Consider the following 21,882-nt stretch of genomic DNA (forward strand, 5'->3'; position numbering starts at 1 on the left):
TGCGCCACGCCGCCCCGCCACTGGCACTCGCCCTGATCGGCGTGGGCGCGGCACAGATGGGGATGCTGGGTGCGATCCTGACCTTCGTCGCGCGGCCCCTGTATGCCACGCACCTGTCGACGACGGTGCCGTTCGGCATCGGGCCGCTGGCCGATCAGCAGCTGGCCGGTCTGGCGATGTGGGTGCTCGGCCTGATCCCCTATGCCGTCATCGGGGCGCTGGTGATGCGGTCGTCGTGGCGCCGAATGGTGGCGGCATGATCCTGAGCATCGTCAAGGCGCTGCACATCGCCGCGTTGATCCTGTGGTGCGCCGGGTTGATCGCGCTGCCGCTGGTGCTCGCCAAACATAGCCGCGACGAGGCGCAGACGACCTATGCCCGGCTGCGACTGCTGACGCATGACAGCTATACGATGATCGTCACCCCGGCGGCGGTCGTGGCGATCGCGGCGGGCACCGCGCTGATCTATCTGCGCGGCGTGTTCGAACCGTGGATGTTCGCCAAGCTCGTCGCGGTCGGCCTGCTCGTGTGCCTTCATGCCTTTGTCGGCCATGTCGTGCTGCTGATGAGCGAGCGGCGCGGGGAATATGCGCCGCCATCGGCCGTGCCCCTGGTCGTCGCCAGCATCCTGACGATGACCGTCGTCCTCTTGCTGGTGCTCGCCAAGCCGGTCGTGCCGGACATCGCGCCGGCCTGGCTCAAGTCACCGCAGAACCGTCAGCTTCCTGTCGAAGAGACACCGATTTGATACTCGAACACCAGCTTGCCGCCGTGCCACCCGGTGAAGCCCGTAAAGGCGACCGCGAAGAGCGAGAGGAGCAGCCCGTAGGGCAGCACCGCCTGTTCATATCCGGTCAGCCGCAGGCCCCAGTTCGCGCCGAGGATCGACAACAGCATGACCGCGATGATGAAATGCGTCCAGCTGGCCGAACGCGCACGGATGCCGGGCACCAGCAACAGCTCGACCGTCCCCGCGATGCCGGCGAGCACGCCGAACAGAAACCCGGCGCCCGACGCCCACAAAGCGGCGCGCGCCCAGAAAGTGTCGCCGGTCCACCAGTACAACAGGTCGGCGCCCAGCGTGCAGGTGGTCAGCGCGATGGGAAAGGCGACCAGCATGGCGTGGATGGGATGGCCCGCCACCGCGATCTTGGATTCGGTGCGATGAAACGCTTCCTTTTGCTCGATGGGATCGACCAGCCGGGTTTCGGCCGTGTCGGTGTGCGCGGAATCGGTCGACATGGGGCAGCTATTCTCCGGGCCGGGGCGGGCCGCGCCGGCATGTGCGCGACAACGCTCGTCGCGCTGTCCGGTTGCACGGGCGAATTGTCGACGATCGATCCGGCCGGTCCCCATGCCCGTTCGGTCGCGACGATGTGGTGGGTGATGCTGGGCGGATCGACGCTCCTTGCCGGGCTGGTTTTCGTGCTCCTCGCGCTCGCGTTCCGCCGCCGGAGTGCCGAGCGCCGCGCGGCATCGGGGCGGTTGTGGATCGGCGTGCTGGGCCTTGCCATGCCCGGCGTCGTGCTGCTCTCGCTGGTCGGCTATGCGCTCAGCGTCGGCATCGGCACGCTGCCGACGGCCGATGCGGCGGCGGTCGAGATACGCGTGGCGGCGCGGCAATATGCGTGGGACGTCGTCCATCCGGGCGGCATCGCCACGCAGAACGTGCTGCACATCCCGGCCGGACGGCCCGCAGACCTCGTCATCACCTCGACCGATGTGATCCATAGCCTGTGGATCCCGCGGCTGGCCGGAAAGATGGATGCGATCCCCGGCCATACCAACCGGTTGCGGGTGATCGCCGATGCGCCGGGCATCTATCGCGGCAAATGCGCCGAATATTGCGGGGTCGGGCACAAGGACCATGGCTTCACCGTCGTCGCGCATGACGCGGCGGGATGGGCCGCGTTCACGGGAGGGGAACGATGAGCGCGCTGAAACTGCACCGCGAACTGACCGCGATCTGGCGCACGGAGCCGGGCTGGCGCGGTCATTTCCGATCGGTCAACCATAGCGATATCGGCAAGCGGTTCATCGTCGCGGCCTTCGTCTTCTTCGCGATCGGCGGTGTGCTGGCGATGCTGATCCGCGCACAGCTCGCCACGCCGCGCAGCGCCTTTGTCGGGCCGGAGGTCTATAACCAGCTGTTCACGATGCATGGCAGCATCATGATGTTCCTGTTCGCCATCCCGATGTTCGAAGGGCTGACGATGTATCTGCTGCCCAAGATGCTCGGCAGCCGCGACCTGGCGTTTCCGCGCCTCTCCTCGCTCGGCTGGTGGTGCTACCTGTTCGGCGGCACGATCATCATCGTCGCGATGCTGGCCGGGGTCGCGCCCAATGCGGGCTGGTTCCTGTATCCCCCGCTGTCGGGCAAGGCCTATACGCCGGGTATCAATTCCGACGTCTGGCTGCTCGGCATCACCTTCGTCGAAATCTCGGCGATGTGCGCCGCGATCGAGATCACCGTGTCGATCCTGAAACTGCGCGCGGCGGGCATGCGGCTCGACCGGATGCCGATCTTCGCCTGGTATCTGCTGGGGACGGCGGGGATGATGGTCTTCGGCTTTCCGCCGCTGATCCTGGGGTCGATCCTGCTGGAGGTCGAGCGGGCGTTCGGCTGGCCCTTCTATGCACCCGAACTCGGCGGATCGCCGCTGCTGTGGCAGCATCTATTCTGGCTGTTCGGCCATCCGGAGGTCTACATCATCTTCCTGCCCGCCGCCGGCGCGGTATCGACCATCCTGCCGGTGATGGCGCGTACCCGGCTGCTCGGGCACGGCGCGATCGTCGCGGCGATCATGGCGCTGGCGTTCCTCAGCTTCGGGCTGTGGGTGCACCACATGTTCACCACCGGCATCCCGCACATGGCGCTCGGCTTCTTTTCGGCCGCCTCCGCGCTGGTCGCGGTGCCGACCGCGGTGCAGGTGTTCGCGTGGCTGGGGACGTTGTGGCAGGGGCGGCCGGAAATGAAGCTGCCGATGCTCTACCTGATCGGCTTCTTCATCGTGTTCGTGATCGGCGGGCTGACCGGCGTCATGCTGGCGATGGTGCCGTTCGACGCGCAGGCGCACGACACCGCCTTCGTCACCGCGCATCTCCATTACGTGCTGGTCGGCGGGTTCGTGTTCCCGATGCTGGCCGCCGCCTATTACTGGCTGCCGCACATCACCGGGCGCGAACGGGTGATGCGGATCGGGGAAGCGGCGTTCTGGCTGATCTTCATCGGGTTCAACCTCACCTTCTTCATGATGCACCTGACCGGATTGCTGGGGATGCCGCGGCGGATCGATACCTATCCCGAGGGGATGGGCTGGACATGGCTGAACCTGTTGTCGTCGGTCGGCGGCTTCCTGCAGGCGTTCGGCTTTGCGCTGTTCCTGATCGACGTCGTGCTGCAGATCTGGCTGGGGCGGATCCATCGCCGCAACCCTTGGGGGGCGACGACGCTGGAATGGGCGATGCCGATCCCGTCGACGGCGTACAACTTCGCCAGCCTGCCGACGGTGGCGACCCGCGATCCGCTGGCCGACGATCCCGATCTGGGCGTGTCGCTCGCGCGCGGCCGGGGGCTGCTGGCGACGCCGCGCCACGGCTGGCGCGAGACGCTGGCGGTGGACATGACCACCGGCGCGCCCGACCATGTCACGATCCTGCCGGGCAATAGCTGGCTGCCGATCGGCACCGCCGCGATGCTGGGCGGCTTCTTCCTCGCGATGCTGGCCGGGGTCTATATCGTCGCGCCGGTGTTCCTGCTGGGCGTGGTCTGGCTCGGCTGGCGCTGGGCGTGGAGCAACGGCATCCGCCGCGACGTGGGGACGGTCGCGGTCGGTGACGGCCTGTCGCTGCCGACCAGCTTCGAGGCCGCGCGCACGACCGGCTGGTGGGGCAGCATCTTCGCACTGTGCGCCAGCGCGACGCTCTTCGCGTCGTTGCTGTTCGGCTATGCCTTTCTGTGGACCATCGCGCCCAACTGGCCCCCGCCCCGGCTGATCGAACCATCGCTGCTGGTGCCGCTGGTCGCGGTCGTTGGCGCGGTCGCGGCGGGCCTTGGCGGGCGCGGGGGGAACCATCCGCTGCTGCTGGGCGGGCAGGTCGCGATCGTGGCGGCGCTGGGCTGGCTGCTGACCGGAGCCCCCGGCCCCACCACCCATGCCTATGCCGCGGTCAGCGCGATGCTCGTAGCCTATGCGGTCTTCCACGCCGCGCTGGCCGCGATCATGGGTGGGTTCCTGGTGGCGCGGGCGCGCAGCGGCTTTCATTCGGCGACGCGTGGCGGCGAGGCGCGGATCGTCCGGCTGTGGAGCGATCATGCCGCCGGGGTCGGCGTCCTCGTCGCGATCCTGCTCGTGCTGCCGGGGTGGCTCGCATGATCGTGCTGCTGCGCCTTTCGGCGGGCCTGATCGGATGGGCCGTGGCCTTCTGCCTGATCTACGCCCTGCATGGTCTCGGCTGCTCCGGCGGGTGGGCGGGAGCCGGCGTCGGCGGTATGAGCGTCCATCGCGCCGTCCTGCTGGCCGGCTGGGCATTCTCGCTCGCCGCGACGGCGGGGATCGCGCTGTGGCTGCGGCGGTTCCGCGCGACCAGCCTCGATCGTGCGGCAGCCGCGCTCGGGTGGGTCGGGTTCGCCGCGACGCTCATTACCTTCGCCCCGATCGCCGTCGTGCCGGCGTGTCTGTGATGCGCGACGATACCTCCGCCGCCTTGCGCTGCACCTCCCGGGAGTTGGCCGCATGAACGCTCCCCGCATCCTGTTCCTGGGGCTACAGACCCTTACCGGCCTGCTCGGCGCAGCGATGACGGCGCTGGGACTGTGGCTCGTGACGCTGGGGGGCACCGCCTATTATCTCGTCACCGGCCTGCTGCTGGTCGCAGGCGCCGTCGTCGCATGGCGCGGCCGTCCGGCAACGGCGGTCGTGGCCGGTGGGGTCGCGCTGCTCGTCACCTTGCTGTGGTCGCTGGTCGAGATCGCGGGCAAGGGGTGGATGGAGTCCTGGGGCTTCGACCTTGCCGGTCGGGTCGGCCTGCTCGGCGCGCTGGTACTGGCGTCCGCCGTCGTCGGGCTGATACCCCTCGGCACCCGCCCGTTGCGCACCGTCGCGATCGGCGCGGTCGGCCTGTTGCTGACCATTGCCGCCACCCTCGCCTTCTTCTGGGAGCGTCCCGGAACCGCGCGAACCGCCGTCGCGGTTGCCCCCGGCCCAGCCGACACCGACTGGACCGCCTTCGGCGGCACCAATGCCGGCACGCGCTATTCCCCGGCGACGCAGATCACGCCGGCCAATGTCGGCTCCCTGCGCGAAGCATGGCGGTTCCACACCGGCGACCTGCCCGAACAGGACGGACGCGTCTTCTTCTCGGCGCAGAACACCCCGCTCAAGGCCGACGACACCCTCTTTCTATGCTCGCCACGCAACCGTGTCTTCGCACTGGACCCGGCGACCGGGCGCGAGAAATGGCGGTTCGTGCCGACCATCGCGCCGCGCACGCTCGAATCCGCCTTCTCGGTCGCATGCCGCACCGTTGGTTATCATGCGGCACCAGGCGAGGGCGCAGCAATCTGCGCCCGCCGCATCTTCGTCGCAGTCGCCGATGGCCGGCTGATCGCGCTGGACGCACGGACCGGGCGGCGCTGCCCGGGCTTCGGGCGCGACGGCACGGTCGACCTGACCGCCGGCATGGGCCTCAAGGAACCCGGCCATGCGTCGAGCAATTCCGGCCCATCGGTCATCGGCGACATGGTCGTCGTCGGGCAGCAGGTGAGCGACAACCAGCGCCGCGACGCGCCGTCCGGCGTCGTGCGCGCCTATGACGCCACCACCGGTGCGCTGCGCTGGGCGTGGGACGCGAAGCGCAGCGACGCCCGAGCCCCGCTCGACGCGGACCAGACCTGGCCCAAGGGGACGCCGAACGTCTGGAACGTCATCTCGGGCGATGCCGGGCTCGGGCTGGTGCTGCTGGCGACCGGCAATGCCGGCAACGACCATTGGGGCGGCAATCGCGATCCGGAGGACGACCGTTTCAGCAGCGCGGTCGTCGCGGTCGACCTGGCGACCGGGGCGACCCGCTGGGCATTCCGCACCGTCGAGCGGGACCGTTTCGACTATGATTCGGGCGCACAGCCGGTGCTGACGACGCTCCCGGTGGGCGGCGCGGCACGGCCGGTGGTGATCCAGGCAACGAAGACCGGGTCGCTGTTCGTCCTAGATGCCCGCACCGGTCGCCCGGTCACGCCGGTCGACTATCGCCCGGTCCCGACCGACGGCATGCCGGGCGACCGGCTGTCGCCGGTACAACCGCAATCGGTAGCATATCCCAATCTGTCGGGGCGTCCGGAACGCGATCCCGAACGCATCGATGCGCGTCATAGCTGGGGCCTGACCCCGCTCGACGCCGCGCTGTGCCGGATCCAGTTCCACCGCATGCGCTATGACGGCATCTACACCCCGCCGACCGGCAAGGGCCTAGGGACCTTGCTGTTCCCCGGCACCGTCGGCGGCATGAACTGGGGCGGAATCGCACTCGACCCCGCGCGCGGCGTCATCATCAGCAACCACAGCCGCCTGCCCAACCGTGTCCAGCTGATCCCCCGCGCCGATGTCGCCGATCCGGCGATCGGCGATGGCGGACGTCGCCCCGACCAGGCGGTCGCCCCGCAGAAGGGCGCACCCTATGGCGTCGACCGGCCGATGTGGCTGTCGCCGCTGGGCGTGCCCTGCATCGCGCCGCCCTGGGGCTATATCGCCGCGACCGACCTGCGCAGCGGTCGGCTGCTCTGGTCGCAACCGCTGGGAACCGGCCGCGATACCGGGCCGCTGGGCATTCCGTCGCAGTTGCGCATCGTCATCGGTACGCCGAACCTGGGCGGCGCAGTAACGACCGCCGGGGGCCTTACCTTCATCGCCGCCGCGCAGGACCATTATCTGCGCGCGTTCGAAACCACCACCGGGCGGTTGCTATGGTCGGCGCGACTGCCCGCCGGCGGCCAGTCCTCGGCGATGACCTATATGCATCGCGGTCGCCAATATGTCGCGATCGGCGCGACCGGTCACGCCCGGTTCGAGACGAAGCTGGGAGATGCCCTGACGGTCTATGCGCTGCCCACCCCGCCGGCTAAGTAATTGACGTAGCGCGCTTCGTCGCAAAATACTCTGACAAATCCGCAGTCCTTGCTATGGGGCGGCGGACAGCAACGGAGGGATGCGGCGATGATGTGGGCCAGGCGCGACATATTGAAGGCGGGATCGGCGATCGTGGCGACGACCGGCCTTCCGCGGCTGGCACGGGCGCAAGTCGGCGGGACGAGCGTCGGCACGCTCGAAATTGATACCGCCGGGCGGCGGGCGCCGATCTCGCCGCTGATCTTCGGGCAGTTCATCGAATTTCTCGGCCGTTCGATTACCGGCGGCATCTTCGAGGAGGGATCGCCGCTCTCCGACGCCAACGGCTTCCGGCGTGACGTGCTGGCCAAGGTGCTGGGACTGCAACCGACGATCCTGCGCTTTCCCGGCGGTACGGTAACGAAAATCTACCATTGGGAGGACGGGATCGGCCCGCGGGCGACGCGTCGTGTCCGCCCCAACCTGATCTGGGGCGGGGTCGAGGACAATCATTTCGGCACCGACGAATTCATTCGCTACGCCCGCGAACTCAAGGCCGAACCGTTCATCACCGTCAGCATGGGTGTCGGCACCGCCGAGGAAGCGTCGAACTGGGTCGAATATTGCAACGGCACCGGCAGGACCCATTATGCCGATTTGCGTCGCCGCAACGGCTTCGACGCGCCGCATGCCGTGAAATATTGGGGGCTGGGCAACGAAGAGGACGCCGAACCCGATGCCGGCCGGTTGCAGGACCCGGCCGACTATGTGCGGGAGGCATGGTATTATGCCAAGCTGATGAAATTGCAGGACCCGTCGATCAAGCTGATCGCGGCGGGCGGCGGACAGGCGTGGAACGAACGGGTCGTCCACGAGCTGCACCCCGTTGCCGACTATCTCGCGCTCCATCTCTATCCCAAGACGCAGGGCGGCGTGCCACTGTCGCTCATCAAGAGCGCCGACGATACCGAGGCGACGATCGGCACGATCCGGGACCAGATCGCCCGCCTCGCCCCGCCGCGGGTGACCGAATTCAACAAATGGTATCGCTTCCCGCCCCGCGCGGCGCCGATGATGATCGCGCTCGATGAAATCGGCATATGGGAAGATGCCGGCGGCGGCGTCTACAACATGGAAACCCGGTACGACTGGAATCACGCGCTGGCGACGGCGACGCTGTACAACGTCATGATCCGCAATGCCGACATCATCGGCATGGCGACCTGGGCACAGACGGTGAACGTGCTGGCGCCGATCCTGACCAATGCGACCGGATCGATCGCGCAGACCATCTGGTTCGTCATGGCGCTCTATCGTCGCTTCTGTGGCAGCCACCGGCTGTCGGCGACCCTGCCCTCGCCGGTGCTCGCGCTGCCCGGCGCGGAACAGCAGCGCTCGCTCGACACCGCCGCGACGATCGACGATGCCGGTGGCACGATCAGCGTGTTCGTCGTCAACCGGCATCCCGACCGGGCGGTCGCAACCCGCATCGCGCGACCGGCCGGTTATCGCCGGGTCGATCTGCACGAACTGTCGGCCCCTTCGCCGCGCAGCGCCAATACGCTCGACCGGCCGGAGGAGAATGTCGTGGCGGAACGGTCCCGCACGCTGGGCACCATCCCCGACCACTACAGTTTCCCGGCCCACTCGATCACGGTGCTGCACTTCCGCCGCTGACCGGCCGGGCAGATGCGTCGCGAATATTCATCCTTCCGAATGACCTCCCCGGTTGACAGATCGCGGCGCAAAAAGAATAATCAATTTAATTAATCGAATCAGGCGGCGAACGGATCGCCTGACGAAACATTGGGGAGGTCCGATGCGCTACGACTCGTCGACGGTAGTTCGTTCGGTATTGCTGGGTGCAGTATCGGTTTTTGGTCTGGCAGCATCGGGCGGCGCCTGGGCGCAAACCGGGGTCGGCAACACCCCCGCCGCGCCGACCACCCCCGCCGATGCGGTCGCCGCCCCCGAACAGGTCGATGCCACCGGCGACGAGATCGTCGTGACCGGCATCCGTGCATCGCAGGCCCGCTCGGTCGAAATCAAGCGCAACGCCGCCAGCGTGGTCGAAGCGATCAGCGCGCAGGATATCGGCAAGCTCCCCGACGTCACCATCTCGGATTCGCTGCAACGCATTCCGGGCGTACAGATCCGCCGCGAGGCGGGTGAAGGCGGCGCGGTCAACATCCGCGGCCTGCCGCAGGTCACCACGTTGATGAACGGCGAACAGTTCCTCGGCGCCAATTCGGTGACGACGGTCCAGCCGAACTTCACCGACATTCCCTCGCAGCTTTTCTCCGGCGCGACGGTGTTCAAGTCGCCGACCGCGTCGCTGCAACAGGCGGGCCTGTCCGGCACGGTCGACCTGCTTACGCGTCGGCCGATGGATTTGAAGAGCGGGCTGACGCTGTCGGCGGCCGCCGAAGGGCAATATGGCGACGAGACCAAGAATTGGAGCCCGTCGGCCAACGGCCTGATCGCCTATCATGGCGATCGCTTCGGCGTGCTGGTGTCGGCCGCCTATAGCGACCTGACGCTCGGCAACAGCTTCCGCGGCGTGCAGGATTACGGCGTCGCGCTGAACAACGAAGGCGGTAGCGCGACCAACCCGGGCGCGTTCGCGGTCGGCAACAACGGCGTCAGCCGCGGCACGCCGGTGCGCAATGCGCAGGGCGCGATCATCGGCTATGACGTGAACGGCGACGGCGATGCCAATGACGCGTTCATCACGCCGCAGTCACACACCGCGTGGAACCGCATCACCAACCGCGAACGCTTCGGCGCCAACGCCTCGCTCCAGTTCGAGATCAACGATGCGCTCAAACTGACCGCCGACGGCTTCTACACGCGGCAGACGCAATATGACCGCACCGCCGGTTTCCAGTTTTCCAACGTCGACTGGCTGTCGTCGCCGTTCCTGCCGACCAAGTCGCGCGATACCGGCGCGGTCGTCGGCGGCTACAACGTCAACACGGTGCAGCAATATACCTACAGCCTGCCCAACTTTGACAGCTATTCGGAAACCTTCCGCACCAAGAGCGAATCGCAGAACTATAATCTTCAGCTCGACTGGCAGCCGAGCGACCAGTTCAAGGGTACGATCCGCGGCATCTATGGCAAGGCGTCGCGCCGCCGCGACCAGTCCTATACCCAGTTCAACCTGACCAACGGCAGCCAATGGGCCTATAACGGCGTCGGCAACTATCCCGCCTCGCTCGGCGGCGACCGTCGGTTCAACCCGACCGGCTTCCAGATCTACAGCCAGACCGCGACCGTCGATTATTCCAGCGGCGCGCCGGTGTTCGGCTTCTCGCCGGCCTTCCTGTCGCAGGTGTCCGATCCTTCGCGCTACGGGCTGAAGACGATCTCGTCCGAAGGCAATGTGTATCAGGAAGGCGATCTGTGGGCGCTGCGCGCCGATGGCGAATATACCGCCGATAACGGTGTGAAGCTGTCGTTCGGTGGCCGCTATGGCGAACGCAATGTCGACCAGTTCACCTTTGACCGCGTCTCGCCCTTCTATGCCGGCAACACCGACAATGCCGCCAACCCGGCGGGCGGATGCCTCGTCAAGTGGAAGGCGTTCGACGTCAACCTGAACGACAACAAGTGCGCCGTGCTCGATGCGCAGGGCAACGCCTATACCGCGGGCTATACCCGGCAGGCGAACGATCCGGTCTTCGCCGGACTGGTCAAGCAATATGCCCTGCCCGCCGCCGGCGCACCGGCGCTCTACGTGCTCGACCCGCACGCGATGGACGACAGCGAGGCGTGGCAGAACAAATTCTATCCCGGCAGCCAGAATCTGGTCAATCCGGCGGACTCGTTCACCGTCAACGTCCGCCAGATCTCGGGCTATGGCCAGGTTTCGGGCGAGGGCGAGCTGTTCGGCATGCCGTTCCGGGCGAATGGCGGGCTTCAGGTCGTCAATACCCGGCTGAACGTCCGCCAGAACATCGTCGGCGCGCCGCAGCCCTATGGCGTGTCGGGGGTCGATGCCGGCGACGTGACGACTGAGCGGGAGTTCACCGACTTCCTGCCCGCCTTCAACGTCGCGTTCGACGTAACCGACAAGCTGCGCGCCCGGGCCGCCTTCTCCAAGACGATGACGGTGCTCGACTTCCTGCAATGGGGCGGTGGCCTGAACGTCAACTATGCGATCAATACCCAGGTCAATCCGGCCCGGTTCGAGGCGCGGACGGCGGATTCGCGCGGCAACCCGAACCTCAACCCGTGGCGCGCGACCAATGCCGAAGCGAGCCTCGAATATTATACCGGCCGCTCCAGCCTGGTCGCGGTCGGCGCCTTCTACATCGCGGTCGACAGCTTCATCACCACCACCACCGAACTGCGCAACGACATCCCCGACAATGACGGCGTGATCCGTCGCCCGGTCGTCACCAACACGCTGGCGCAGGGCGAAGGCGGTACGCTGAAGGGCATCGAGGCATCGGCCCGCCAGTCGCTCGCCGATTACGGCGTGGGCGGCTTCCTCGGCGGCTTCGGCGTCGACGCGAACTACACGCTGTCGCTGGGCGATGCCGGACAGATCGACCTCGCCGGCAACAAGATGCCGTTCCAGGACAACAGCAAGCATCAGGTCAACGCCGCCCTCTGGTTCGAGAAGTACGGGTTGCAGGCGCGCGTCGCGTACAACTTCCGCTCGAAGCGGCTCGCCTCGTCCAACTATGGTGGCATTCAGGGGCTGGCCCAGTATCAGGAACCGACCAACTATCTCGACGCGTCGATCTCCTACGACATCACGCCGCATTTCAGCATCTACGGCCAGGCATCGAACCTGACCGCGGAGACCGAACGCTACTACCTGACCTGGCAGGATCAGGTGTTCAACGAGAACATCTACGAACGCCGCTTCATCGCCGGCGTGCGGGCGAAGTTCTGAGCCGCGTGGCGACGTGGCGGGTTGCCGACATGTCGCCACCTGCTTGGCCATTTCGTCACCGCAGCGCAGGCCGGGGTCTCTGCGAGGGGACCGCAGCACCCGCCCCATGGAGACCCCAGCCTGCGCTGGGGTGACGACTGGGGCAGAATGTTTGCAAAATGTGGCCGTACCCCGCCTGCGCGGGGGTACGGTAGTAGGCGATACGAACGACACAAGCGACACGGGGGGGACAGATGCCGCACGAACCGGTTCGATCGATCGTCATCGTCGGTGGTGGGACGGCGGGGTGGATGGCGGCGACCTATCTGGCGCGGCGGCTCGCCCATCTGAACCTGTCGATCACCGTCGTCGACAGCGCGGCGATCGGTACCGTCGGCGTCGGCGAGGCGACCGTCCCGGCGATCCGCGACTTCCTGTCGGCGATCGAGCTGGGCGAGGCCGATGTGCTGCGCGAAACCGGCGGCACGATCAAATACGGCATCCGCTTCGACGGCTGGGGCGGCGAAGGCCACCGCTTCTTCCACCCCTTCGGCCTGTATGGCGTCGGGGCGGAGGGCGTCGCCTTCCACCAATACTGGCTGCGACTGAACGCGCTGGGCAAGGCCGGACCGCTCGCCGACTATTGCCTCGCCACCCAACTGGCCCGCAACGGCCTGTTCCTGCCGCCGGTCGACCGGCCGGCCAACGATATCGGCGTGTTCAACTTCGCGCTGCATTTCGATGCCGCCGCCTTTGCCGCGCTGCTGCGCCGCCTCGCGCTTGCCAACCGGGTCGCGCATGTCGACGGGCGGATCGTATCGGTCGCGACCGACCAGCCGCGCGGCCTTGTGACGCAGGTGACGCTGGAAGATGGGCGCACGATCGCCGGCGACCTGTGGATCGACGCGTCGGGGTTCCGCAGCCTGTTGCTGGGCGAGGCACTGGGCGTGCCCTATGTCGACTGGCGCCACTGGCTGCCATGCGACCGTGCGGTGGCGATCCCGTGCCGCGCCGCGCCGGGCGATCCGACGCCCTATACCGTCGCGACCGCGCGCAAGGCCGGGTGGCAATGGCGTATCCCGCTGCGCCACCGTATCGGCAATGGCAGCGTCTATTGCAGCAGCTTCCAGTCCGATGCCGATGCGGAGGACGCGCTGCTCGCGACGCTCGAAGGAGCCCCGCTCGCCGATCCCAACCGCCTGCGCTTCGTCACCGGGCACCGCGCACGCTTCTGGAGCGGCAATGTCGTAGGCCTGGGCCTCGCCTCGGGCTTCCTCGAGCCGCTGGAATCGACCAGCATCTCGCTGATCCAATCGGGCCTGGAACGCTTCGTCGCACTGTTCCCCGACCGCGACTGCGATCCCCGCCTCGCCGCCACCTATAACCGGCAATCGGTGCTGGAATTCGAACGGCTGCGCGACTTCCTGTTCCTCCATTATCTCGCCAACGGCCGCGACGAGCCGTTCTGGCAGGCCATCCGCGCGGTCGAACCGCCCGCCCCCTTGCAGATCAAGCTGGACGCATGGCGTTCGGGAGGAGAATTCGTGCGCAACGAATGGGATACATTCCAGGACCCCAGCTGGCTGAGCCTCTATGCCGGGTTCGGCGACCTGCCCGACCGGCATTCGCCGCTGGCCGACGCGATCGGCGAAGACGCCCTGCTCGAAAGCTTCGGGCGGATGCGCGCCGCGATCGCGCGGACCCTGTCCCATGCCGAACCGCATGGTGCGTTCCTCGCCCGGGTGGCAGGCGCATGAGCGGCGCGACCCACACCCGCGCCGTCATCGCGATGAGCCTCGGCGGGCTGTTGTTCGGGTTCGACACCGCCGTCATCTCCGGCGTCACCGATGCCCTGCGCAGCCAATATGCCCTGTCCGAAGCGGGCCTCGGCCTCGCCGTCTCCGCCGCGCTGTGGGGAACGCTGGTCGGCGCGCTGTTCAGCGGCGCACCGGGCGACCGCTGGGGCAGCCTTGCCGTACTCCGCGTCATCGGGCTGCTCTATGTCGTGTCGGCGGTCGGCTGTGCCATCGCCACCACGCTGACCGGCTTCATCGCCTTTCGCGTGCTGGGCGGCCTCGCCATCGGTGCATCGTCGGTCCTGGTCCCGGTCTATATCGCCGAGATCAGTTCGGCGAAGCGGCGCGGGCTGCTGGTCGGCCTGTTCCAGTTCAACATCGTCGCCGGCATCCTGGTCGCCTATCTCAGCAACTATCTGGTCGCGCAGGCAGTCGCCGCCGATATCGCGTGGCGCTGGAAACTGGGCGTCGCGGCGGTGCCGGCGGCGCTGTTCCTGATCCTGCTGACCGGCCTGCCGCAAAGCCCGCGCTGGTTGTCGGCGCGCGGACGCAGCGACGAGGCCGCCGATGCCGCTGCCCGGCTCGGGCTGGATGCGATCCCGGCAGCGGAGGGCGGCGGCACCGGCCGGCTCCACTGGCGCGCGCATCGCATGCCGATCCTGCTCGCCATCGCCATCGGGCTGTTCAACCAGCTGTCGGGCATCAACGCGATCCTCTATTACCTGAACGACATTTTCGCGGCGGCGGGCTTTACCGGCGTGTCGGGCGATGTGCAGGCGATCGCGATCGGCGTCGCCAACCTGATCGCGACCGTGATCGGCATGGGCGTGATCGATCGCTTCGGGCGGCGTCCGCTGCTGATCGGCGGCGGCATCGTCACCGCGATCGCCCTGGGCGGCGTCGCGCTGGTCTATATGGGACTGGCCTCGCCCGCCCTGCTGCTGCCGCTGCTGATCCTGTTCATCGCCGCCTTCGCCATGTCGCAGGGCGCGGTCATCTGGGTCTATCTCAGCGAGATTTTCCCGACCGACGTGCGCGCGCGGGGGCAGGCGATCGGCAGCGCGACCCATTGGGTCGCCAATGCCGTCCTGTCCTTCGCCTTTCCGCTGGTTGCGCAGTGGGACCGGGCCTTGCCCTTCTGGGGCTTTGCCGCCGCGATGCTGCTGCAGGCGCTGCTGGTCTGGCGTCTGTTCCCCGAAACCCGTGGCCGCGATCTCGAAGCGATCAGCGCCGAACTGACAAAGAGGATTTCCGCATGAAACTGGGCATTCTGGCAGCGCTGCTGGCCGGTGCGGGATGGGGCGGCATCGCCGCGGCACAGGTGCCCGCGAACGGCGGTCCCTATAACGCCAGCTTCCTGACCGGCGGGATCGGCATCGAACGTCCCGTCACCGGTCCGGTGACTGCGGCCAGCGCCCCCTACGCCATGACCCTGTGGATCAAGGCCGACGCCCGACAGAACGGCACCGTCCCGCTGGTCGCGATCGGCGACGGGCGCGTGTTATCGCTCGACGACGGGCGTCTTGCGCTGCGCGATGGCGATGCGACCCTTGCCGGCCCTGCCATCACGCCCGGACGCTGGACGCAGGTCGCCGTCAGTTCGGACGGCCGCCGCGCCGCCATCTATGTCGATGGCCGCCGCGTCGCGACCGGCGTGGCCCCGTCGGCCGCGACGCAGGAAACGCTGCATATCGCCCGCGCGATACCCGGTCGGCCCCATTTCGGCGGTACGCTGGTCGGGGTGACGCTGCACGACCGCGCGCTGGCGGCGGCTGACATCGCCGCCCTTCCGCGTCCCGACTTCGCCAATGTCCAGTTGTGGGAGGTCGGCGTCACCTGGCCGTTCCAGAAACAGGCCAATATCGGGCTGACGCAGCAGCAGGACGCGTGGACCCTGCCGCAGAGCAAGGGCGATGCCTATAGCGCACCGGCGGCAAAGCCGCTGCCGGGCGCGCCGGTGGTCCAGCCGCTGGCCGCCGGCCGATGGCAGATCAACGGCTGGCAACTGGCCGCCGCGCCCGATGTCGCGGGCGACGGCGCAGCGCTGTCGCGGCCGGGAAACCCGAAGGGAAGCTGGCATGCCGCAACCGTACCCGGCACCGTGCTGCAGACGCTGGTCGATCGCGGGGTCTATCCCGATCCCTATTACGGCCTGAACAATCTGAAGATTCCCGAAAAGCTGGCGCGGCAGGATTACTGGTATCGCACGCGCTTCACCGTGCCGGCGGACGCCGCGGGCAAGAAGCTGACCATCGTGTTCGGCGGGATCAACTATGCCGCCGAAATCTGGGCGAACGGAGCCGCGCTCGGCACGACGCGCGGCGCGTTCATCCGTGGCCAGTTCGATTTCGTGCCGGTCGCCGGCGAGAATGTGATCGCGGTCCGCGTATCGCCGCCGCCCCATCCCGGCATTCCGCACGAACAATCGGTCGCGGGTGGCGTCGGCGAAAATGGCGGACAGCTGGCGATCGACGGCCCGACCTTCGTCGCGACCGAGGGGTGGGACTGGATTCCGGGCATCCGCGACCGCAATACCGGGCTGTGGCGTCCGGTCGAGCTGCTGGCGCATGGCGCGGTCCGCATCCTCGACCCGCAGGTCGTCACCGACCTGCCGCTGCCCCGCACCGACCGCGCCGACGTGCACATCACCGTCCCGATCGACAATAGCGGCCCCGCCGCCCCCGTCACGGTCAAGGTCGCGTTCGAAGGGGTGACGGTCGAAAGGCAGGTTACCGCCCCGCCCGGCCGCAGCGACGTCCGCTTCACCCCCGCCGACTTCCCCGCGCTGCGCGTCGCCAATCCCAAACTCTGGTGGCCCAACGGCTATGGCGACCCGCATCTCTATCACGCGACTTATCAGGTCAGCGACGCGAACGGCGTGTCGGACCGCAAGGCGGGACGCTTCGGCATCCGCGAGGTCAGCTACGACCTGTCGCTGTTCGATGCGAAGGGCGCGCTGCGCCGGGTCAATGTCCAGACGACCGATGGCGGCCTTGCCGGGCAGAAGCTGATCGACGTCCGCCATGGTGCGATCAAGCAGACCCCGACCGGATGGGCGGAATCGCTGACCGCGGCGGGCGAGACGTCACGCGCCGTGACGACCATCGCCGAAACGCTACCCGAGCCGCACCTGACCATCCGCGTCAACGGCGTGCGGATCGCCGCGCGCGGCGGCAACTGGGGCATGGACGATGCGATGAAGCGGGTCAGCTATGCCTGGCTCGCCCCCTTCTTCCGCCTCCAGCGCGAGGCGCACATGAACGTCATCCGCAACTGGATGGGGACGAATACCGAGGAGGAGTTCTACGACCTCGCCGACGAAAACGGCATGATGGTCCTGAACGATTTCTGGCAATCGACCCAGAATTTCCAGATCGAACCCGACGATGCGTCGCTGTTCCTCGCCAACGCCCGCGACACCATCGCACGCTATCGCAACCACCCGTCGATCATCCTGTGGTTCGGCCGCAACGAGGGCGTCCCCTATCCGGCGCTGAACGAGGGGCTGGACGATGCCGTGTTCCAGCTCGACGGCACGCGCTGGTTCACCGGATCGTCGAACGTCGTGAATTTGCAGGGGTCGGGGCCGTACAACTACCGCCCGCCGGTCGGCTATTTCACCGATCTCGCCACCGGCTTTTCGGTCGAAACCGGCACGCCGTCGCTGTCGACCGCCGAATCGATCGCATCCTACGTCCCCGCCGGCGACCGCTGGCCGCTGGGCGATGTGCTCGCCTATCACGACTGGCATTTCGGCGGGAACGGCGACACCAAGACGTTCATGCAGACGCTGGCGACGATGTTCGGACCGGGCAAGGACTTCGCCGATTTCGAACGCAAGGCGCAGATGATGAACCTCGAAACGCACAAGGCGATGTACGAAGGTTTCCTGGGGCATCTGTGGACCAAGAATAGCGGCCGGCTGCTGTGGATGACCCACCCGGCGTGGCCGTCCAATGCGTGGCAGATCTATTCGTGGGACTATGACACCCACGCGGCCTATTACGGCGCGAAGAAGGCCGCCGAACCGCTCCATGTCCAGCTGAACCTGCCGGGCAACGAACTGGTCGTGCTGAACACGACGCAGACGGATGCGAAGGGCTTGACCGCCCGCGTGCGCGTGGTCGGGCTGGACAATGCCGAACTGTTCACCCGGACCGACCGGGTCGACGCGCTCGCCAACCGCGCAACCACGCTGGCCGTCGTTCCGCTCGACGGGCTATATGCGGCGCATCCGATGGTGCTGGTCCGCCTGACGCTCACCGACGCCGCCGGTCGGCAGGTCTCCGACAATTTCTACTGGCGCGGACGCGATGCCGCATCCTACCAGGCGCTCAACGGCCTCGCCCCGGCGAAGCTCACGACCCGCATGGCCGCGCCGGTAGTCGATGGTGCCGACCGCATGGTCGCCGTCACGCTGTCGAACGATGGAGCCGTGCCCGCACTCAACGTCAAACTGACCCTGACCGGGCCGAGCGGCGCCCGCATTCTCCCCGCCTTCTACAGCGACAACTATATCTCCCTCCTCCCCGGCGAACACCGCGACGTCACCATCCGCTATCCGGCGACGCAAGCGGCGGCACCGATGGTATCGCTGCGTGGCTGGAACCTCGCCAATTCGACGCTGAAGCCGTGATGGGCAAGGTGTAGGCGGTCGCTTCGTATCGGTGCGGGATCGGACGCGGTTCGATCCCGCATCGAGCAGTGGCCCTAAGACTCCGCTCTGGATTGGCCGTCTTGGCTAATGGTCACAGCAGCCTGCAGGCGAGCACCACCCATCGCCGGGTTCGGCGAACGATACGGACCCGCCATTCGCGACCCGTCTGTGTGAGAAACGTCTGCTGCAAGTGGCAGGCATGCTGGGCAAAGTCGTGAAAGTCGATCCGATGATGCGCCAGCACGAGCATGCCCCCGGGCCGCAGGGCGCGTGCGACGTCCTGCGCGGTATGCTTCATTGCCTTGGGCGACAGATAGTAGAGCATCTCGGCAATGACGACCGCGTCATATTGACCCCGCGGAAACCGGGCGGGCACGGCCAGCCGTATCGCCCGGGCACGCGGCGCCCGTCCCCGAAGAGCAGCAGCGACCAGCTTCGTTCCCGCGGCGGTCGCCTCGGTCGCATCCAGCCGTAGACTTCGCGCGGCCAGTGCGCGACTGTTCGAACCGTTACCCGCGGCCAGCTCGAGCACCCGGCCGCGCGGGGCGCAGCCGATCGCATGCAGGATCGCGGTGCGCTTGATCGCCTCGTCATGGTCGGAAAAGGTACGCCACGGATCGGGATCGTGCGTGAAGCTGCGCTCGAACCCGTCAAGCGTGATCGGCCTCATCGCCGGCCAGCCACGACGAAGACTTCCTGCGGACCGCTGAACGCGGCGATCTGTTGGCGGGTCATCGCGAAGCCTGTCGGATCGTCGGTGATCCATCCAGCCTGGGTGCGATAGCTGCGGATCGCGTTACGTTTGGCCAGACGCTCCTGCGCGGTCAGCGGCAGCATACGCGACCCGCGCCACCGCTGCCCGGCCGGCCATACCGGATAGCGCCACCAACACAGGCCCGGTCGCGCGACGGCTCCCGCCGCCACGACGCGGTGATCGGGATGCGCGTCGTTCGACAACGGCGCAAGCGCGAGCAGGGGCGTCGGCAGCTTGCGAACGGCACGCGCCATCGCCCGACGCACCTCAGACAGATGGTCACCCAGCCGTCCATCGGGCAGGCCGAGGAACGTCACGGCGTCCGCCATCACGCCGATCCGCCGCATGACCCGCCGCGTTTCCCGCTGACGTTCGCGCACCAGGCGCCGACGCGGCCATGCCGCGCTGCCCGGATGCGATGCCGCGCCGTCGCTCACGACGAGAATGGCGATGCGGACACCACGTCGCGCCAGCCGGGCAATCAGGCTATGGGCCGCAATCGCTTCGTCGTCCGGATGCGGTGCGACGACCAGCAACGCGCGCGGGCGACCTACCCTGACCTTCACAGCATCGGCCGCAGGATGCCGGACGCGACGGCGGCACCGACCTGCATCCGCTGCGCATCCGGTCCGGGCTGACGCAAGTACATCGCCAGATCGGTCATGGTCCCAGAAAGCGGATGATCGACGAACAGCGAAGCGACGCCGACCGCCTCCTGCGCAAGGGCAATAGCCTCCCCGCCGGCGGCATAGGTCGCAGCGCGCGCCGCTGCGACGAGCGGCAGGCGCGCCGCTTCGTCGGCGAACCAACCCTCCGCCGCGCGCCGTATCGCTGCGTTGGAGGCTTCCGCAAGGCCGAACAGACGCGCCAGGCGACCGGCCTGATGCGGGTCCGCGGCACGGCCCGCCGTCACCAGATAATCGCGAACCACATCGACCAGCCGAGCGATTCCGCCGGCCTGCACCGCGACGAACCGCAGCGCGCCGCCGCTGAACCAAGGCTCCCGCACATAATCGCCCGGTGCCCCGATGGCCGCGTCGAGTCCGACCGGCGCGTCCTGCCAGCGTACGATATGCGTCTCGGATCGCTGCATGCCGGCAACCCGCCAGAAATCGTGGTCGATCTCCGGCACGGCCATCGCGAGGTCGAGGAGCAGAAGTTGCCGTCCAGCGGCGCTATCGACCGTGACCAACGCGTGGGACAAAATGCCGGCACCCGATGCGAAACTCTTGCCGCCGTTCAGCAAAGCCCCATCCCACCGCAGCGGCTCCCCCGATAGATCGGCATTCCATACGCCCAGGATCGCTCCACCGCATATGGCGTCGGACAGGGCGCGAACCTGTTCGGCCGTTCCATAACGGGCGACGATCTGCACCGCATCGACATGCCCTTCGAACAGCCGGCCAAGCGGAAGGTCCTCCCGCCCGACCGTGTAGAGCAGCCGCAGCAATGCGAGTAGCGATGCCGCATCCTGCGGGTCGCTCCCCACCGCCGTATCGCGCCCCAGCTCGGCAAGACGCAGGCTGAGGTCGTTCATGCCGCCCGCGCCGGATCGGCGGCCGCTACCAGCGCGGCAAGGACAGCTTCCGCGATCGGCAGCGACACCTGCCGCATCCCCTGTGGCGCTACCGGTACGACCCGCATCGCAAATGCCTCCGCGTTCGGACAATCGCGTGCGACCCCGATCACATGATCCACGCTCAACCGGATCGCCGCGGCCAAGGCGGAAAAGTCGCGACGCCGGAACGCGCTTCGGGCCGCGGCGTGGTGGCGATACTGCCAGAGCTGGTCGACTGGATGGGTCACGCGGACGGGATCGATTCCGGCGCGATCGAGCCAATCGAGCGCGGTGGCGAGGCCACCCTCCGCCCGACCCTGTCGGCGGGTCGAGGTATGGACGACGCTGGCCGCTTCGCGTCGTACGCGAAAGCCGGCGCGTGCCGCGTCGTCGATCAGCCGTGCGTCCTCACCGCTCGCCACAGGTGCGAAGCCGCCGAGCGCGGCGTAGGTTGAAAGGCGGATGGCGATGTTGGCGGCGCTGCTATGCGGATGTGCAACGGGCGGTTCCCAGTCCACCGGATCGACGCGGCGGCGCAGGGCATAGAGGTCGGCATAATATCGCTCGATGCGATCCTGTGCCGCGTCGCGCCGGGGGCCGCGGCGGATGACGTTGCCGGCGACGACGTCGGCACCGGCGAGCGCGGCCAAGGTGATCCGCAACCAGTCGTCCTGCGGGCAGCTGTCGGCGTCGGTCGTCATCAGGATGCCGTTCGCGTTCCCCAGGACCGCCGCACCCAGCGTCATCGCGCCATGACGGGCGATCCCGGCATTGGCATCCGGCCGACAGGCGGTTGCTACATGGACGGGGAACGCCGCGCGGTGCGCATAGTCCGACACGATGTCGGCGCTGCCATCGGTGCAGCTGTCGAGCAGCAGGCAGACCGCGACGTCGGTCGCCGGCGGGACGGCCAGCCGACCCAGACCGTCGAGGAAGCGCGGAAGGCGGGCGGCTTCGTTACGAACCGGAACGCAGATGGCGACAGCCTGCCGGGCTGCATCCTCCATCAGCCGTTCCGGAGGAAGGCGAGGAGATGAAGTCGGGCGCAGGAGCATTGGTTCATATCGCTACGGTAACGAACGCCGCGATCTATTGTTCACGACAATCATGTTGATTTACATCAACATAC

At 67.6% G+C, this 21,882-nt stretch carries 16 protein-coding genes; 11 read left to right on the top strand and 5 right to left on the bottom strand.

Annotation, left to right across the window (positions count from 1 at the left end; translation table 11 throughout):
• Together AVT10_RS11265 and AVT10_RS11270 are read left to right on the top strand one after the other, a co-directional pair.
• A partial coding sequence (locus AVT10_RS11265; protein ID WP_198158568.1) for a cytochrome c oxidase assembly protein occupies positions 1-260 on the top strand: 260 nt, incomplete at its 5' end.
• The gene (locus AVT10_RS11270) at positions 257-748 is read left to right on the top strand and encodes a CopD family protein (protein WP_066691210.1); all 492 of its coding nucleotides are present in this window, start codon (positions 257-259) and stop codon (positions 746-748) included. The genes AVT10_RS11265 and AVT10_RS11270, both read left to right, overlap by 4 nt.
• On the opposite strand, the gene AVT10_RS11275 is transcribed toward AVT10_RS11270, so the two are convergent.
• A complete protein-coding gene (locus tag AVT10_RS11275) occupies positions 718-1,242 on the bottom strand; it encodes a DUF2231 domain-containing protein (RefSeq protein ID WP_066691213.1) in 525 nt (174 codons plus the stop codon). The genes AVT10_RS11270 and AVT10_RS11275 overlap by 31 nt on opposite strands.
• A 39-nt stretch (positions 1,243-1,281) precedes the next feature.
• Between AVT10_RS11275 and AVT10_RS11280 the strand changes: the two genes are divergently transcribed.
• From AVT10_RS11280 to AVT10_RS11320, 9 genes are all read left to right on the top strand, one after another.
• Positions 1,282-1,932 carry a cytochrome c oxidase subunit II gene (locus tag AVT10_RS11280; RefSeq protein ID WP_066691215.1) on the top strand — a complete coding sequence of 217 codons (651 nt, stop codon included), beginning with the start codon at positions 1,282-1,284 and terminating at the stop codon, positions 1,930-1,932.
• Positions 1,929-4,376, top strand: a complete 2,448-nt coding sequence (ctaD, locus tag AVT10_RS11285) for a cytochrome c oxidase subunit I (protein ID WP_066691217.1) — start codon at positions 1,929-1,931, stop codon at positions 4,374-4,376. The genes AVT10_RS11280 and ctaD overlap by 4 nt, the downstream gene beginning before the upstream one ends.
• Positions 4,373-4,684, top strand: coding sequence for a hypothetical protein (locus AVT10_RS11290; RefSeq protein WP_066691219.1), 312 nt, complete (start codon positions 4,373-4,375; stop codon positions 4,682-4,684). The genes ctaD and AVT10_RS11290 overlap by 4 nt, the downstream gene beginning before the upstream one ends.
• Before the next feature lie 52 nt (positions 4,685-4,736).
• A complete protein-coding gene (locus tag AVT10_RS11295; RefSeq protein ID WP_066691221.1) occupies positions 4,737-7,124 on the top strand; it encodes a membrane-bound PQQ-dependent dehydrogenase, glucose/quinate/shikimate family in 2,388 nt (795 codons plus the stop codon).
• 87 nt (positions 7,125-7,211) lie between these two features.
• On the top strand, positions 7,212-8,780 hold the full coding sequence (locus AVT10_RS11300) for an alpha-L-arabinofuranosidase C-terminal domain-containing protein (protein ID WP_066691223.1): 1,569 nt from the start codon (positions 7,212-7,214) through the stop codon (positions 8,778-8,780).
• A gap of 142 nt (positions 8,781-8,922) precedes the next feature.
• The gene (locus tag AVT10_RS11305) at positions 8,923-12,009 is read left to right on the top strand and encodes a TonB-dependent receptor (protein WP_066691225.1); all 3,087 of its coding nucleotides are present in this window, start codon (positions 8,923-8,925) and stop codon (positions 12,007-12,009) included.
• Positions 12,010-12,242: 233 nt separating this feature from the next.
• A complete protein-coding gene (locus AVT10_RS11310; RefSeq protein ID WP_066691228.1) occupies positions 12,243-13,745 on the top strand; it encodes a tryptophan halogenase family protein in 1,503 nt (500 codons plus the stop codon).
• On the top strand, positions 13,742-15,043 hold the full coding sequence (locus tag AVT10_RS11315) for a sugar porter family MFS transporter (protein WP_066691231.1): 1,302 nt from the start codon (positions 13,742-13,744) through the stop codon (positions 15,041-15,043). The genes AVT10_RS11310 and AVT10_RS11315 overlap by 4 nt, the downstream gene beginning before the upstream one ends.
• Complete coding sequence (locus AVT10_RS11320; protein WP_066691235.1) at positions 15,040-18,420, top strand: glycoside hydrolase family 2; 3,381 nt, start codon at positions 15,040-15,042, stop codon at positions 18,418-18,420. The genes AVT10_RS11315 and AVT10_RS11320 overlap by 4 nt, the downstream gene beginning before the upstream one ends.
• Before the next feature lie 112 nt (positions 18,421-18,532).
• Here AVT10_RS11320 and AVT10_RS11325 read toward each other — a convergent pair whose 3' ends face one another.
• From AVT10_RS11325 to AVT10_RS17840, 4 genes are read right to left on the bottom strand one after another with little or no spacing between them, the layout of a single operon-like run.
• Positions 18,533-19,111, bottom strand: coding sequence for a class I SAM-dependent methyltransferase (locus tag AVT10_RS11325; protein ID WP_066691241.1), 579 nt, complete (start codon positions 19,109-19,111; stop codon positions 18,533-18,535).
• Entirely contained in the window at positions 19,108-19,761 is a 654-nt protein-coding gene (locus AVT10_RS11330; protein ID WP_084401628.1) for a PIG-L deacetylase family protein, read from the bottom strand. The genes AVT10_RS11325 and AVT10_RS11330 overlap by 4 nt, the downstream gene beginning before the upstream one ends.
• Complete coding sequence (locus AVT10_RS11335) at positions 19,758-20,732, bottom strand: acyl-CoA dehydrogenase (RefSeq protein WP_066691251.1); 975 nt, start codon at positions 20,730-20,732, stop codon at positions 19,758-19,760. Before AVT10_RS11335 ends, AVT10_RS11330 begins: the two co-directional genes overlap by 4 nt.
• Positions 20,729-21,760 carry a glycosyltransferase gene (locus AVT10_RS17840; RefSeq protein WP_164523857.1) on the bottom strand — a complete coding sequence of 344 codons (1,032 nt, stop codon included), beginning with the start codon at positions 21,758-21,760 and terminating at the stop codon, positions 20,729-20,731. The genes AVT10_RS11335 and AVT10_RS17840 overlap by 4 nt, the downstream gene beginning before the upstream one ends.
• Positions 21,761-21,882 lie beyond the last annotated feature (122 nt).

Origin of the sequence: Sphingomonas hankookensis (genome assembly GCF_001619955.1) — a bacterium.
GTDB classification, from domain to species: domain Bacteria; phylum Pseudomonadota; class Alphaproteobacteria; order Sphingomonadales; family Sphingomonadaceae; genus Sphingomonas; species Sphingomonas hankookensis_A.